The organism is Pseudoalteromonas sp. P1-30, assembly GCF_001400005.1.
GTDB lineage: Bacteria > Pseudomonadota > Gammaproteobacteria > Enterobacterales > Alteromonadaceae > Pseudoalteromonas > Pseudoalteromonas atlantica.
Genome location: NZ_LKBC01000018.1, coordinates 42,359 through 57,874, shown reverse-complemented (window position 1 = coordinate 57,874; position 15,516 = coordinate 42,359). Strand labels below are relative to the sequence as shown.

At 42.0% G+C, this 15,516-nt stretch carries 19 protein-coding genes; 6 read left to right on the top strand and 13 right to left on the bottom strand.

What is annotated here, in order from left to right; translation table 11 throughout:
* Positions 1–398 precede the first annotated feature (398 nt).
* Positions 399–935: a gamma carbonic anhydrase family protein gene (locus tag AN395_RS18005; protein ID WP_054983832.1), complete on the top strand. Its 537-nt coding sequence runs from the start codon at positions 399–401 to the stop codon at positions 933–935.
* Here AN395_RS18005 and AN395_RS18000 read toward each other — a convergent pair.
* Together AN395_RS18000 and aroE are read right to left on the bottom strand one after the other, a co-directional pair.
* Positions 918–1,178: a DUF1488 domain-containing protein gene (locus AN395_RS18000; protein WP_024031321.1), complete on the bottom strand. Its 261-nt coding sequence runs from the start codon at positions 1,176–1,178 to the stop codon at positions 918–920. The two genes, AN395_RS18005 and AN395_RS18000, sit on opposite strands and share 18 nt — an antisense overlap.
* Entirely contained in the window at positions 1,175–1,999 is an 825-nt protein-coding gene (gene aroE / locus AN395_RS17995; RefSeq protein WP_054983831.1) for a shikimate dehydrogenase, read from the bottom strand. Before aroE ends, AN395_RS18000 begins: the two co-directional genes overlap by 4 nt.
* 53 nt (positions 2,000–2,052) lie before the next feature.
* Between aroE and AN395_RS17990 the strand changes: the two genes are divergently transcribed.
* A complete protein-coding gene (locus AN395_RS17990) occupies positions 2,053–2,490 on the top strand; it encodes a group II truncated hemoglobin (protein WP_029773006.1) in 438 nt (145 codons plus the stop codon).
* Between the two features lie 93 nt (positions 2,491–2,583).
* Here AN395_RS17990 and hemF read toward each other — a convergent pair whose 3' ends face one another.
* The 6 genes from hemF to AN395_RS17960 form a co-directional block, all read right to left on the bottom strand.
* Positions 2,584–3,534: an oxygen-dependent coproporphyrinogen oxidase gene (gene hemF, locus AN395_RS17985; RefSeq protein WP_054983830.1), complete on the bottom strand. Its 951-nt coding sequence runs from the start codon at positions 3,532–3,534 to the stop codon at positions 2,584–2,586.
* Position 3,535: 1 nt separating this feature from the next.
* Entirely contained in the window at positions 3,536–4,099 is a 564-nt protein-coding gene (locus AN395_RS17980) for an L-threonylcarbamoyladenylate synthase (RefSeq protein WP_054983829.1), read from the bottom strand.
* A 21-nt stretch (positions 4,100–4,120) separates the two neighbouring features.
* Positions 4,121–4,696, bottom strand: coding sequence for a type I DNA topoisomerase (locus AN395_RS17975; RefSeq protein WP_054983828.1), 576 nt, complete (start codon positions 4,694–4,696; stop codon positions 4,121–4,123).
* 97 nt (positions 4,697–4,793) lie between these two features.
* On the bottom strand, positions 4,794–5,267 hold the full coding sequence (locus AN395_RS17970; RefSeq protein WP_004588034.1) for a DUF494 family protein: 474 nt from the start codon (positions 5,265–5,267) through the stop codon (positions 4,794–4,796).
* A 1-nt stretch (position 5,268) separates the two neighbouring features.
* Positions 5,269–6,360, bottom strand: coding sequence for a DNA-processing protein DprA (dprA, locus tag AN395_RS17965; protein WP_004588035.1), 1,092 nt, complete (start codon positions 6,358–6,360; stop codon positions 5,269–5,271).
* 31 nt (positions 6,361–6,391) lie between these two features.
* On the bottom strand, positions 6,392–7,513 hold the full coding sequence (locus AN395_RS17960) for a LysM peptidoglycan-binding domain-containing protein (protein ID WP_054983827.1): 1,122 nt from the start codon (positions 7,511–7,513) through the stop codon (positions 6,392–6,394).
* Between the two features lie 119 nt (positions 7,514–7,632).
* Here AN395_RS17960 and def point away from each other — a divergent pair, with 119 nt between their 5' ends.
* The 4 genes from def to trkA all read left to right on the top strand — a co-directional run bounded on the left by def (position 7,633) and on the right by trkA (position 11,854).
* Positions 7,633–8,139, top strand: coding sequence for a peptide deformylase (gene def / locus AN395_RS17955; protein ID WP_004588037.1), 507 nt, complete (start codon positions 7,633–7,635; stop codon positions 8,137–8,139).
* 21 nt (positions 8,140–8,160) lie between these two features.
* The gene (fmt, locus tag AN395_RS17950; RefSeq protein WP_054983826.1) at positions 8,161–9,114 is read left to right on the top strand and encodes a methionyl-tRNA formyltransferase; all 954 of its coding nucleotides are present in this window, start codon (positions 8,161–8,163) and stop codon (positions 9,112–9,114) included.
* Complete coding sequence (gene rsmB, locus AN395_RS17945; RefSeq protein ID WP_054983825.1) at positions 9,107–10,402, top strand: 16S rRNA (cytosine(967)-C(5))-methyltransferase RsmB; 1,296 nt, start codon at positions 9,107–9,109, stop codon at positions 10,400–10,402. Before fmt ends, rsmB begins: the two co-directional genes overlap by 8 nt.
* Positions 10,403–10,477: 75 nt before the next feature.
* Positions 10,478–11,854 carry a Trk system potassium transporter TrkA gene (gene trkA / locus AN395_RS17940; RefSeq protein ID WP_004588040.1) on the top strand — a complete coding sequence of 459 codons (1,377 nt, stop codon included), beginning with the start codon at positions 10,478–10,480 and terminating at the stop codon, positions 11,852–11,854.
* A gap of 86 nt (positions 11,855–11,940) precedes the next feature.
* On the opposite strand, the gene AN395_RS17935 is transcribed toward trkA, so the two are convergent.
* From AN395_RS17935 to AN395_RS17915, 5 genes are all read right to left on the bottom strand, one after another.
* A complete protein-coding gene (locus AN395_RS17935; protein ID WP_054983824.1) occupies positions 11,941–12,156 on the bottom strand; it encodes an EF-hand domain-containing protein in 216 nt (71 codons plus the stop codon).
* Positions 12,157–12,334: 178 nt separating this feature from the next.
* Positions 12,335–12,547, bottom strand: a complete 213-nt coding sequence (locus AN395_RS17930) for a calmodulin-like protein (protein ID WP_004588042.1) — start codon at positions 12,545–12,547, stop codon at positions 12,335–12,337.
* 129 nt (positions 12,548–12,676) lie between these two features.
* Positions 12,677–12,889 (bottom strand): EF-hand domain-containing protein, encoded by a 213-nt coding sequence (locus AN395_RS17925; protein WP_004588043.1) that lies wholly within the window; start codon positions 12,887–12,889, stop codon positions 12,677–12,679.
* A 463-nt stretch (positions 12,890–13,352) separates the two neighbouring features.
* On the bottom strand, positions 13,353–14,015 hold the full coding sequence (locus tag AN395_RS17920; protein ID WP_054983823.1) for a flagellar brake protein: 663 nt from the start codon (positions 14,013–14,015) through the stop codon (positions 13,353–13,355).
* 29 nt (positions 14,016–14,044) lie between these two features.
* Positions 14,045–15,496 carry a TrkH family potassium uptake protein gene (locus tag AN395_RS17915; RefSeq protein ID WP_004588045.1) on the bottom strand — a complete coding sequence of 484 codons (1,452 nt, stop codon included), beginning with the start codon at positions 15,494–15,496 and terminating at the stop codon, positions 14,045–14,047.
* Positions 15,497–15,516 lie beyond the last annotated feature (20 nt).

The window sequence follows — 15,516 nt, the reverse complement described above, 5'->3', positions numbered from 1 at the left end:
GAGTGCCCACACAGATGATTGCTTTATATTGTTAAAGAACGTTGCGACCTTGTCGCTAGGGATGCGTATAATACATCCTTTATTTTGCGAGTCAACACTTAATTTTAAACTTTCTTTTTAGAAGATTTAAAACCAAAGTTTTACTTAACTCTGTGAGTAGTTCATGCCTCGCTATGCGTTGGCGTTCCCCGTCTCAGTGGGGTCGCATTATAGGGAGAACAGATTTTTACGCAAGCACTTTTTTAAAGAAAAACCAAAAAAAAGCACTGTTCGGTCAATATGTGAACTAAACCCTCTATAACTGGTAGTTTTATAATCAAAACAGGCCTTTTCTGGCCTATATTTAAGTGTTGCTGTTACACTCAAGCGACTATAACTGGTATTTAAAAGGTATATATATGGCTATCCGTTCTTATAAAGATGTGACTCCCTCTTTTAATTCGTCTGTTTATGTTGATGAGTCGTCTGTTTTGGTAGGAGATATTACGATTGGTGACCACTGTAGCGTATGGCCTTTAGTGGCAGCGCGAGGAGATGTTAACTATATACGTATTGGTGAACGTACAAATATACAAGACGGTAGTGTTCTTCATTTATCACGCGCGACTAAAAGTAACCCAGATGGTTACCCACTTATTATTGGTGATGATGTGACAGTAGGACACAAGGTGATGCTGCATGGATGTACGCTTGGAAATCGTATACTTGTCGGTATGGGCGCTATTGTAATGGATAATGTAATAGTAGAGGACGACGTTATTATTGGTGGGGGGTCATTAGTACCGCCAAATAAACGATTGGAGTCTGGTTATTTATATGTTGGTAGTCCAGTAAAGCAAGCCCGCCCATTAACAGAGCAAGAGCTTGCCTTTTTAAAAGTATCGGCAGATAACTATGTGCAATTAAAAGACGAGTATTTAGCAGAGATCAACTAGATTCACTTCTATCTGCCCTGCCGAGTTATAACTTTCATCTTCTATAAGTTGCTCGGCACATTCTTCGTAATCAAATCGGTATTTATCAAAATGCTGCGTTGCATGGCTTTCATCTTGAAGCCCTAGCTTTCGTAAATCTATAATACACTCCACCAGCATCCCTGTTACTTGTGCGAAAAAGACTAGTTGGTGGGAAGGTTCTCTAAACTCGAGTCTATCTATAAACTGTATGGCTTGATTCATTTAAGCATGCCTTGTTTTAGTGCTTTAACAACAGGAAGTATGGCGGGCATTTTATTACGCCATACATAATATGACTGTGCGGCTTGGCCTACTAACATACCACTGCCATCTAACAGCTTAGCGTGGTTATTATGCTCTGCAACCCAGTTCATAAATACGGTATTTTGCTGGGAGTAAAACATATCGTATGCCACTGCGCACTGACTTAGGTGTTTTTCGTCAAGTGCTGGTAACTCGTTGTTCATACTGCTAGAGGTAGAATTTACGATAAGTGAGTAATTGCTTACTGGTAATGTATCAAACCCATAGCCTGTTACCTTGCCATATTCAGCAAATAGTTGCGCTAAGTCTTGCGCTTTTTTTGCCGTGCGATTAACAATCGTTATTTCAGCTGGATTATGCTCAAGTAGCGGTAGTATCACCCCTCTTGCTGCACCACCAGCACCAATAATTAAAATACGCTTATTGGTAATTGTCACTTCATTGGCAAGTAAATCATTAACAAAGCCCACGCCATCGGTGTTATCGCCTAACAAAGTGCCATCATCGCGTTTTTTAAGTGTATTAACTGCACCAACAATTTTAGCAAGTGGGGTGAGCTCATCAGCCATGGCATACGCTTGCTCCTTAAATGGCATAGTAACATTGGCACCTATTCCGCCTTGCTCAAAAAAGGTGGTTACTGTTTTTTCAAAGTGATCGATAGGTGCTAATATTGCGCGGTAGTCGATTTGCTCACCCAAAGATACAGCAAATTGTTTATGTATCGCGGGGGATTTTGAATGTTTGATTGGATTTCCAAAAACCGCATATTTGTCCATTTTAAAGCAACCTCTTTGCAGCTATACACTGCCTATTAACGATGATAAGTAATATGATTAAACGACTTTTTTCAAAATCTAAACCAGCTCCTGAGCAACCAGCGCCCACTCCTGAGAAAACACCCTATGAAATTATTGGTGGAGAAGCGGGTACCCGTGCTATTGCTAATAGATTCTACGACATAATGGCCAGCGATGAATACGCCAAACCATTATATGATATGCATCCTCTGCCATTAGATAGAATTCGCCAAGTGTTTTTTGAATTTTTATCAGGTTGGTTAGGCGGCCCTAACCTATTTACTGAAAAACATGGCCAACCTATGCTGCGCAAACGCCATATGCCTTTTACTATAAATAAAGACCTGCGCGATCAGTGGATGTATTGCATGAATAAAACGCTCGATATAGAAGTAGACAACCCCCTACTGCGCGAAGGGTTAAAGCAGTCTTTTGGACAACTTGCCACCCATATGATTAATGAGCACTAATTGTAACTACTTAGCAAAAAGGCGCTGTTAAGCGCCTTTTGTTAGGGTTTGTTGAGCTTTGCGGATTAAACAGCCCCTATCTTAATTTAATATTTATAACTGCCACTCTCTGGCTATCAAATCAGTAGGTTTAGTGCTTAGCCACTCTTGTGGACGTAAATAGTATTGATACAAATTAGCCTCTGCGCTGTCGGGCGCGGGCTTATAATTGTATTCCCAACGCGCCAGTGGCGGCATCGACATTAATATAGACTCTGTGCGCCCACCGCTTTGTAAGCCAAATAGAGTACCTCTATCCCACACAAGGTTAAATTCTACGTAACGACCGCGGCGATACAATTGAAAGTCGCGCTGCTGTTGCGTGTATTCGTCATTTTTACGACGCTCAATAATAGGTAAGTACGCATCTAAAAAGCCATTACCAACCGATTGCATAAATGCAAAGCTCTGCTCAAACCCTAGCTCGTTTAAGTCATCAAAAAATAAGCCGCCTACACCGCGTGTTTCGTCGCGATGTTTTAGGTAAAAATATTCATCACACCACGTTTTGTATTTTGGATACACTTGTTCACCAAATGGTGCACAAATGTCGTGTGCGACTTGGTGCCAATGCTGTACATCTTCAAAAACGGGGTAAAAAGGCGTTAAGTCAAACCCTCCGCCAAACCACCAAATAGGCTCTTCGCCTTCTTTTTCGGCTATAAAAAAGCGTACATTGGCATGACTTGTAGGAACATGTGGGTTTTTTGGATGAATAACTAATGAAACGCCACATGCATGAAAGCTTCGCCCCGCAAGCTCAGGCCTATGAGCGGTCGCAGAGCCCGGCATAGATGCACCAAACACATGCGAGTAGTTAACGCCGCCTTGCTCTATTACATTACCGTTAGTGGTAACACGTGTACGCCCGCCACCGCCTTCGGCACGTTGCCAGCTATCTTCTACAAATTTCGCACTGCCATCGGCCTGCTCTAAACCTTGGCAAATGGTGTCTTGCAAAGCCATAAAATACGCTTTTACTTGTTCTAATAATTCGCTTTGCATATTAACCTCTAAATACTTTGCCGGTCATGGCATCTTTAATTGTGCTTGGCTGCGTGTTGCCCCCTAAGGGCTCATCAATGTAACAGCCTACCTTATCTGCAAATTGCTGCTTGGCTTGTTCAATACTTGTTACGGTTGGCTGTCCGGTTAAATTAGCACTAGTAGAGACAAGAGGCTTACCTAATTGCTGGCATAAGCGCTTAACACTTGGATGATCAGTAACCCGTACGGCAATCGTATCAAACTGCCCTGTTAACCATTTAGGCGTATTTTTAGCTGCAGGCATTACCCAGGTAATAGCACCGGGCCAACTAGAAAAAATATCAGCGCGTTTGTCCATTGGCAGCTTTACATCGTCAACATACTTTAATAACTGGCCGTAGTTATCGGCGATTAAAATAAGGCCCTTTTCAACAGGACGCTGTTTTATTTTTAGCAACTTCTCAACAGCTTGCTGATTATCTGGATCACACCCTAAACCATAGACAGCTTCAGTAGGATATAAAATAACTTCACCTTGCTCTAAGCAAGATATAGCCGTAGGCAATGTAGAAAGGTCTGACAAAATATGCTCCAGAAATTTATATTAATCAGTAGTGGTAAGTTTATGCAGGCAACTTTTTTGTGGGCACTGTAGCACAGTACCATTGGCCATTTTTTTCTCAATAACAAGCGGCCAATCGCACTTAGGGCATGGCTTGGCTATGGGTTTGTTATTTAGAGTATATTTACAGCTTGGGTAACAATCGCATGAGTAAAACGTTTTACCAAATTTATTGCTGCGTGCAACTAGCTGCCCTTTTTTGCATTTAGGACACCCAGGTAATTCATCATCGTTATTATTAGGTTCGTCATCGTGGGCGATATAATGACACTCAGGGTATCCTGTACAGCCAATAAACATGCCATAACGGCCGTTTTTAACCACCAGCGGTTTTGTGCACTGTGGGCAGGCTGAATCTTCAAGAACCTTTATTTCGTTGCTGTCGTGATGCGCTAATGGACGAATAAAGTCGCACTTAGGGTAACTAGCACAACCCAAAAACGGACCTGTTTTAGAGTTACGGATCACTAATTCAGAACCACATTGCGGGCAGACTTCGTATTCTTTTTCTAAGGCGTGTTTTTCCGCCGAGAAAAGCGAATGGTCGATTTTACTCATGAGGTTCCTAATGGGTTGCTGAATTTTCGCCTAATATACCCAAACCAGTTAAAGATACAAGCTGTGCATATATGTTTAAGTGGTTTGGCCTACAATTTTAATGTAGAAGTTCGGTGGGTTCGTCAAATATAAGGTCTTCCATTTGCTCGTAAGCCTCTTCTGAGCCAGGTACGTTAAATAACACCATAAGCACCACCCACTTTAAGTCATCGAGCGAAATATAAGGTTTATCTAATGCGGCAAGGCGGTCCATAACCATTTCACGGGTTACACTGTTAACCACCCTTATTTGCTCTAAAAACATCAAAAAGCCACGGCATTCAACGTTTAACATTTTGCATTCGCTATCGGTAAAAATGCGCATTGCTTGGTGAGGCTTTGTAATTAAGTAAGGCGACTCGTCGCTGCGTTGTAAATCGGCCAATTGTTCAAGCCAGTTTAATGCTTTAAAAATTTCGGTCTTATTAAAGCCCGCGCGAAGTAATTCATCGGTAAGCTCGTTTTCTTCAATATAAATATCGGCTTCACTGTGAATGTAGTTTTCAAAAAGATACATGAGAATATCAAACATATTACCTTCCTGTGCTTAGCTTTATATACCCGTCTAACACTCGCTCTATTTCGTCGTCTAACTCTAAGTCGAGCAACCTTGCCAGCACTTTATCAATTGGCCACTTGGCGCGACGTACAATTTCATCAACACTGGTTACCTCATACCCTATACTATTTAACACCTCACACTGTGACTGTTTGTTTACAGGCTCCTCTTTATTATATAGACCGCTTTGATAAGAAAAGCTCACCTCATCTAAAATATCTGTTACATTTTCGACTAACTTAGCGCCCTGCTTTATTAAAAAGTGACTCGCTTGCGATAATGGGTTTTTAATAGAGCCTGGTACTGCAAACACTTCTTTATTTTGTTCAATAGCGTAACGTACCGTGATCAATGAACCGCTTTTAATTTCAGCCTCTACAATAACCACGCCTAAAGACAGCCCAGATATAATACGGTTTCTGCGTGGAAAGTTATGCGCATTAGCAGCGGTACCCGGTAAAAACTCGCTTATTAATAAGCCATGCTCTAATACTTGGTCTGTTAATAATTTATGGCGTTTGGGGTAGTAAATATCAACCCCAGTCCCTAATACACCAATTGTTTTGCCATTATTGGCCAATGCGCCTTTGTGCGCGGCACCATCAATACCCCGCGCCATGCCTGAGGTAACAGTAATACCGGCTAAAGTAAGCTGATAAGCAAGCTCTGAGGCTATTTCGAGCCCCGTAGGGGTCGCGTTTCTACTACCAACAATGGCCACTTGCGGGCTAGATAACAGCGATATATCGCCTTTACAAAATAACAGTAAAGGGGCACTGGCTATGTGTTTTAGCTCGTTTGGGTATAACGCATCAAAAATACACACCACTGTAATATTAAGCTGCTGTATTTGTTGCTCGTAATGGTTTACTTGCTGCCAATTGGTATTGAGTAAGTTGCAGGCTTGGTTTTGGGTAAGGCCAAGCTGTTGTAATTCACTTTGGTTTAAATCAAATAATGATTCGAGGGGGTGAGTATGTGATAAGGCTAACAGTGTTTTAATACCTAAGCCTTTACACATATAAAAGGCAAGCCAGTGGGCTAGCTTGCCAGATGACTGATCCATGCTCTCTCCTAGAGCACCGACTCGCTACAACTTAATGAATTACTACACTATCTCCAACGCGAATTGGGTGCTGATTTTTTGTTATTAATGCATAACTCACTTTGTCATACACTTTAAATACAATTAACTCACCCACTTTTTCGTGTGGCATTGTCCATGTTGTGGTGTCTTCATCTGGCTCGCTGCCAAATAATTCACCAGCATCAGATAAAAGCTTTTCAAATTTGCTCGAATCCTCTGGATAACGCGGTCCTCGTGGGCCATCAATAACGGTGGGTGATTGGCGTTCTAAATCGAGGATATGACCAACTTCAATTTGTTGATCAGCACCTAAGTTTAGCACCACTACATCCATTGTGCTGAATTCTCTTACTTGGCGCGGCGAGTCAATAACACTGCCTGATACACTTTGCTTTGGACGATGCATATTAAAGTACGCTGGTAACATTTGCCCTTGCATAGCAGGGAGTAAAAAATCGCCTTGTTGTATTTCTTGTTTAACTGACTCAACCCGTAAAGACGATGGTACGCCATTGCGTTCATCGCCCGTTCTAAATGCACGAGCCATACCGACATAAGTAGCGCGAGTAGCTAGCTCTTCACCGGTTTGTGTATCTATGTAAGGTTCGCCTTTGTGATAAATAGCATACGCTTTATGTACTTTTAAATCGCCCTTAACGTATAAAATATGCCCGAGAGTTTGCGTTTTAGTATTTTCGTTTGCCCCTAAAATATACGGCTTATCATCTATGTCATCGCTGTTAATTGCTTGCTCATAACTTAAATAAGGTTTAATTATTTCAAGTGGCAAAGTGGTGATGGCGTTATTACCTTTTGGTGTAATACGCCCTTGCGGCGATAACTTTCTGTACGCTTTATTAATCACCAAACGCGGGTTACCGTCGGCATCGTACACTAACGCGAGTGCATCGCCTGGGTAAATTAGATGCGGGTTATCTATTTGCGGGTTCATTTGCCACAACTCTGGCCACAGCCATGGTTCTTCTAAATAAATGCCGGAAATATCCCAAAGGGTATCGCCTTTTTTTACAACATATTGTTTTGGAGCATCTTTTTTTATTTGTAAAACATCAGCGACTGCAGGAAAAGCAGTACTTAGTGCAAACATAATTGCAGCCAATTGAGATTTCATTGGGCTTCCTTGTATTGTTTTTTCATTATTATTGACCAAAACCTGTTAAAGGGGAACGCGAATGGCTAAAATAAGAGCATACAATACCCTAAATTAAGCACAAGTGTAAAAAGGTAACTATGGCTAGGTTAGAAGTTTTAAGATTTCCAGATGAGCGTTTACGTACGGTAGCAAAAGAAGTTGCACAGGTTGATGACAACGTTCGCCAAATTGTAAAAGACATGCTAGAGACAATGTACGATGAAAACGGCATTGGGCTAGCTGCTACACAGGTTGATATTCATCAACGTATAGTGGTGATCGACGTATCAGAAGAACGCGACGAACCACTGGTTTTAATTAACCCACAAATTATTAAAAAAGATGGTGCAACAATTAGCGAAGAAGGCTGTTTATCAGTGCCTAACTCTTACGCAAAAGTAGACCGTGCTGAAACCGTAACCGTTGCTGCTCTTAACGAAAATGGTGAAGAATTTGTACTAGATGCAGATGAGCTATTAGCTATTTGTATTCAACACGAACTAGATCACTTACAAGGTAAACTATTTATTGATTACCTATCACCATTAAAGCGTCAACGTATTCGCAAAAAGCTTGAAAAAGAAGCTAAATTTGCCGCGAAGTAATAAGCACCTTAGGAAAACTCAGTGACAAAACCACTACGCATTATATTTGCCGGTACGCCGGACTTTGCCGCTCGTCACCTACAAGCGTTAATTCAAAGCGAACACCAAATTGTTGGAGTTTACAGCCAACCAGATCGCCCTGCTGGGCGTGGTAAAAAGTTAAAAGCCAGTGAAGTAAAAGCGCTTGCGCTTGAACATGAGCTACCTGTTTTTCAGCCACAATCATTAAAAAATGAAGACGCACTCACTGAGCTTAAAAGCTTAAATGCCGATATCATGATAGTGGTGGCTTATGGCTTAATTTTACCAAAAGCCATTTTAGAGGCGCCACGCTTAGGGTGCTTAAATGTGCATGGCTCTATTTTACCGCGCTGGCGCGGTGCTGCGCCTATACAGCGCGCAATTTGGGCTGGCGATGAAGATACCGGCGTAACCATAATGCAAATGGATGAAGGGCTTGATACCGGCGACATGCTGCACATTAGCCGCTGCCCTATTGCTGCGGATGAAACCAGTGCCAGTTTATACACCAAACTGGCTGAACTTGGTCCCGGAGCACTTGTTCAAACCATTCATAAGTTAGCCAATGGCGAGCTTATAGCAGAGCCGCAAAACGACGAGCTGGCAAATTACGCTAAAAAGCTTTCAAAAGAGGAAGCAAATATTGATTGGACGATGGATGCTGTACAAATTGAGCGTAATATTCGTGCATTTAATCCATGGCCAGTGTGTTTTACTCAAATGGGTGAGCACAGCGTAAAAATTTACCAAGCCTCAGTCGTTGAGCAAACAGGCCCTGCGGGCGTTGTTTTATCAAGCGATAAAAACGGCATTGTAGTGGCGTGTGGCAAGCAAGCATTAAGTATTACACAGCTGCAACCCCAAGGTAAAAAACCAATGGCAATTAGCGACTTTTTAAACGGTCGCAGTGACTGGGTAACTCCTGGCACCGTATTAGGCGAAAACAATGAGTAATGTTCAAAACGTACGTGCGCTTGCCGCTGAAACTTTATATAACGTGGTTGATAAAGGCGCTTCGCTAAATCAAGAGCTACCATTTGCCAGCCAAGGGCTGCCCCCTAAAGACAAAGCGCTATTACAGCAAATTTGTTACGGCGTGTTGCGCTACCTACCTAGCCTTGAAAACTACTGCCAACATTTAGTAGAACAGCCACTTAAAGGTAAGCGTCGTATTTTTCAGTTTTTGTTGTATGTCGGTATCTATCAGCTGCAGCATATGCGCGTGCCACCGCATGCCGCCATTTCTGAAACCGTTAATGCCCTTGGCCAAATGCGTGCATTAGGCTTAAAAGGCTTAATTAATGCTATTTTGCGTAGTTTTCAGCGCCAACAAAGCGAGCTTGAAGAAAAAGCCAAGCAAATACCAGTGTGTTTATATAACCATCCAAATTGGTTTATTAAACAAGTGCAAGCTGCCTACCCAGACAACTGGGAAGCGCTTCTTGAAGAAAACCAACAACAAGCCCCTATGTGGTTACGTGTCAATCAAGCCCAATACAGCACGCAACAATACAGCGAAATTTTAACGGCTAACGATATAGAGCACACGTTAAATCCTGAGTTTGTTGATGGTATTAAACTAGCTAAGCCGCGTGATGTATTTTCGTTGCCAGAATTTGATGTGGGCGCCTGCTCAGTTCAAGACGCCGCAGCGCAATTAGCCGCACGCTTTTTAGCACCTCAAGCTGATGAATACATTTTAGATGCCTGTGCAGCACCTGGCGGTAAAACATGTCATATATTAGAGCTTGCTGATGCAGAAGTATTAGCACTTGATAGTGACGCCACTCGCCTAGAACGTGTTAAACAAAATTTAACCCGTATCGGCTTAGGCGCAGACCTACAATGTGCAGACGCTTCGCAGCCACACACCTGGTGGGATGAGCAACAGTTTGACCGCATTTTATTAGATGTCCCTTGTTCGGCAACCGGTGTTATACGCCGCCACCCAGATATAAAATGGCTTCGCCGCGCATCAGACATTGAAGATTTAGCCACACTACAAAGCGATATACTCAATAGCATTTGGCCGCTACTTAAACCAGGCGGCACAATGATATACGCAACCTGTTCGGTACTACCGCAAGAGAACCAACAGCAGGTCGCTAAATTTTTAGCTAATAATAGTGACGTTGAGCATATACCACTGCACGACAACGACACAGTTACCAACCCTGGTTTACAATTACTACCAGGTGAAAGCGACGGATTTTATTACGCTAAGCTAGTTAAAAAAGCCTAATAGCCGTACACTCAATAGCCATTTATTAAACAGTAAATGGCTATTTTTTTAATTAAACAGTAATTCGGGTAAATAATGAAAATAATCATACTCGGTGCCGGACAAGTCGGTGGTACGCTTGCTGAAAACTTAGTTGGCGAACAAAACGAAATAACCGTTGTTGATATAGACGGCAACCGCTTACGAGAGCTACAAGATAAGTACGACTTACAAGGGGTCACGGGGCACAGTGCTCACCCAGATGTGCTCAGACGTGCAGGTGCTGAAGACGCCGACATGATTATTGCGGTAACCAGCTCAGATGAAGTTAATATGGTGGCGTGCCAAGTCGCGTATAGTATTTTTAATACGCCAACTAAAATAGCCCGTATCCGATCAGAGCAATATTTAAAATACCGCGAAAAGCTATTTCATAACGATGACCTCCCGGTTGATCACTATATTGCCCCCGAAGCACTTGTTACCAAATATATTCGCCGTTTAATAGATTACCCAGGCGCGTTGCAAGTGCTGCAATTTGCCGATGGCATGCTCTCTCTTGTGGCTGTAAAAGCTTACTACGGTGGCTTATTAGTGGGATATGCGCTTTCTGCTTTAAAAGAACATATTCCGAATGTAGAAACCCGTGTAGCAGCAATTTATCGTCAAGGTAAAGCTATAAAGCCGCTGGGCACCACGGTAATAGAAGCGGACGATGAAGTATTTTTCATTGCTGCCACTAAGCATATTCGTGCGGTTATGAACGAGCTACAAAAGCTTGAGCGTTCTTATAAAAAAATTATGATAGCCGGTGGTGGTAACATTGGTGCAGGCCTTGCTCGCTCACTGGAAAAAAACCACAGCGTTAAGTTACTAGAGCGCAGTAAAGAGCGTGCTGAGCAACTCTCTGAAATGCTAGATAACACCGTCGTGTTTTGTGGAGACGCCTCAGACCAAGAACTACTATCTGAAGAGCACATAGAACAAGTTGATGTGTTTATTGCTGTAACCAACGACGATGAAGCAAATATAATGTCGGCCATGCTTGCAAAACGCATGGGCGCACAAAAAACCATGGTGCTTATTCAGCGTGGTGCGTATGTAGATTTAGTGCAAGGGGGTGAAATAGATATTGCTATATCACCACAACAAGCAACTATTTCGGCGCTACTTACACACGTACGCCGTGGCGATATTGTTAATGTGTACTCGTTACGTAAAGGAGCGGCAGAGGCCATTGAAGCCGTTGCCCACGGCGATGAAAACACATCAAAAGTAGTTGGCCGTGCGATTGCCGATATCAAGCTACCTGCAGGTACAACGATTGGCGCTATTGTACGTAATGACGACGTACTGATTGCCCACGACGACACCGTTATTATGTCTGGTGATCACGTTATTATGTTTTTAATCGATAAAAAGCATATCAACGTAGTAGAAAAGCTATTCCAAGTTAGCGCTATATTTTTATAGTTAAACACAAAAAAGCCGCTGACTAAGGCGGCTTTAGTGGAGTATGTTTTTTTAATGCTAGGCAACCCTGCTTAGCAGCTTACTAATTACTGTACTTTTGAAAACTCTTGCTCAGAAATTTCACCATTACCATCAGTATCTAGCTGGTCAAAAATCTTCACTAGCTGTGAATTTACCTGCGCTTCTTGCTTTGAAATTGCACCATCACCATCGGCATCAAACGAGGCAAAGTTGACTGCAGCATACGCCGCTGATGAAGAAGCTAATACGATAACGGCAAGTGCTGTATTTAATGTTTTCATAGTTGTGTCCTAATTAAGAGGAAATCCTTTTCTAAGATCCATGGGTTTAAAAATTAACTAAAAAGTGCTTTTGCCAATGTGCATTATTAAGTTTTAATGCACATTGGATTAGAGCAAATGACTCTTTGCTAAGTGAACATGCGCTGCCCTGCGCTCAATTGGCAAAGATCATCACACCCTAGTATTTAGAGAACTCTTGCTTTGAAAGCTCGCCATTTCCATCGGTATCAAGCTCAACAAACTCAGCCATTAAATCCGCATCCACCGATGCTTCCGCTTGGCTAATGGCGCCATTGCCATCTACATCTAGCGTGTCAAAATCAGTCCCTGCAAAGGCAGCAGAAGAAGAGGCAATAGCCATAAATGCGAGTGCTTTATTTAAATGCTTCATAATTTAATCCTTCAATATAAACAAATTAGTTAAGTTCACTACGTGATGTACGCAATCCTTGTAATCCTTTTTCGTAAGCTCCCTTGCCTACTTAGGTTGTCATTGGCAACTCAGGATTGTTACCACACTTTAAGCTTCTGAAAATTCTTCTTTTGATAGCTCACCATCTTGGTCAGTATCTAATTCTGAGAACATGCTCATCAGTTTTGCATCAATTGATGCCTCTGATTTGCTAATCGTGCCGCTGCCATCTACATCTAACGTATCAAAATCGGTTGCTGCAAATGCCGCTGATGATGAAGCAAGGGCGATAAGTGCTAAAGTTTTATTAATGCTTTTCATAATATAATTCCTTCAAGTATATGTGTGCGATTAAGTGTTTTACTTTAAATCACGTTATTGTTCAGTACAGCCAGACTATTACAACTTGAATGCCAAGTTTTAAAAGTTCATTAATTTCAATCAGTTAAATGAGAGCTTGGCTATTTTTGATAAATTTGCGGGGGTTTTATGTTGCAAACTAGCAACAAAGGGTAAAGCTAAGTTTTTAAATGCAATAGAAACAGCTAGTTACATAAGAGAAAAAAGCTACAATTTTCGGTGTAAATTGTAAGAATGAAGTTTTATCGAAAAAAGAGACTAAATTTTAGCCGTGAGGGGAGCTAACGTATTAAAATAACTCACTCGTAAAACTAATCTATACTGCTGATTTTTATAGAAAATAAAAAATATTTTGTGAAGTTTTAAAAAATATGACTGCCACTCAAGTAAAAAATGGCCATTTGTTGCTATTAAGCGAAAGTGCCTATTCTAATGGCAACTCAAGCATCGCGGGATCGATAAAATGCTCTTTCATAAACGCCTTCATTTCATCTTCACTGGCTAGAAGTTTAATACCACAATTAACTCCTGCGGCGTGTTCTTTTACACTGCATATTTCGCCAGTAAATGCTTTATTGTTGGTATCAACCGTCACCGTGCATTGCATATCTTTAATATTTTCATCGTTTTGATCGCCGCGTACATCAAACATCACCCCGGTAAGCGAGATGTCTTTAATCACCCCTTCAAGTACTCTATCGTCACTGAGAGTTAATTTTGCAGGTAATAAGGTAGGTATGCGTGTTTGCGCGCGCAATGCAAATAACTGCACTTGCGTAGGGTAATTAATAAAAATGAGCCTAGCAGGGTGTGAGGCAACCGACATAAGCTGCTGCCTAAATGCTATTACTTGTCCGCCACTGCCTTCTATAACCGCTCTTACCACCACCATTACACCGTCTCGTAGGTAATCACTTGCAGCAGCTAAACGCTTTGAACTTGGGTAATTTAAAATAATAAATTTATTTTCTAGCAAGCCAATAAACTCTGTTTTCACGCGTTTACTACTGGTAGGCGTAACAATTTCCAAGTCGACCAATCGTCCTGTTGTTAACTGGTGTAATTTATCTAAATTAGAATGTGGCATGCCTGTTCCTAAGCATCATTTGTATATTATTACCCACGCCAAAAGGTCGGCGTAAATAGCACGAGTAAGGTGAATATTTCTAAGCGACCAAATACCATGGCAATGGTTAATAGCCATTTGGCACCATCGCTCACCGCCCCATAATGCGAGGCAACATCACCTAAGCCTGGGCCTAAATTATTTAAACACGCCGCCGTAGCAGAGAACGCGGTAATGTTGTCCATGCCAGTTCCCATTAGCGCCAACATTATAATAATAAACACCAATGCGTACGCTGAGAAAAACCCCCAAACCGCTTCAACTACTTTATCGGGCAGGGCTTTACGACCAAGCTTAATAGAGTATATAGCACGTGGGTGCACTAAGCGGTTAAGCTCACGTATGCCTTGTAGGTAAAGTAAAAACACGCGTACAACTTTCATACCGCCACCGGTTGAACCTGCACAGCCACCTATAAAGCTCGAAAAAATAAGCAATATAGGTAAAAACAGCGGCCAAGTAGAAAAGTTATCGGTGGCAAAACCGGCTGTGGTGCTCATAGACACCGCCTGAAATAAGGCCTGATCGAGGGTTTCATCACCATCGGCAAATATTTCGTTAGATGAGAGCACCGTAAAACAAATCACCACCAGCGCTAACTGTATCAGTAAAAAAACTTTAAATTCAGGGTCGCGAATGTATACCTGAATATTACGACTCGCTACCGCCGCGTAATGCAGTGAAAAGTTAACCGCAGCAATAATTAAAAAGAAAACACATATAAAGTTAATGACAGGGCTATCAAAGTGCCCTATTGAGGCATCGTAAGTAGAAAAACCGCCAATCGCCACTGTAGAAAACGCATGGCATATAGCATCAAACCACTCCATACCTGCCGCCCAATACGCCAACATACAGGTTACCGTTAACGACACATAAATGTACCAAAGGTGCTTTGCGGTATCGGCAATACGGGGGGTCATTTTTGAATCTTTTACTGGGCCTGGGATCTCAGCTCGGTATAACTGCATGCCACCGACCCCAAGCATGGGCAGTATAGCAACAGCAAGTACAATGATACCCATACCGCCAAACCACTGTAATTGCTGGCGATAAAACAAAACAGACTTAGGCAGGTATTCAATTCCGGTAAGTACCGTGGCCCCAGTGGTTGTAAGGCCAGAAAAGGCCTCAAACACCGCATCGGCCATAGACAAATTAGGTTCTTGTAAAAAAATCAGCGGTAACGATGCAAACGCCCCTAGTACCAGCCAAAACAGTACAACAATTAAAAAGCCTTCGCGTGCTTTTAAGTCGCCGTTTTCATGCCTGTTTGGGTAATAAGCTGTTAAACCAATAACCACACTAAATATAAACGCTAATACAAAAGGAACACCACCACCATCTTTATAAAATAAAGACACCACCGCAGGCGGCACCATGGTAATACTAAACAGCGCAACAAGTTGGCCAAGGATTTTTATGATGGTACGAAATTGCATGTAGCTTATCGCTTTTATTA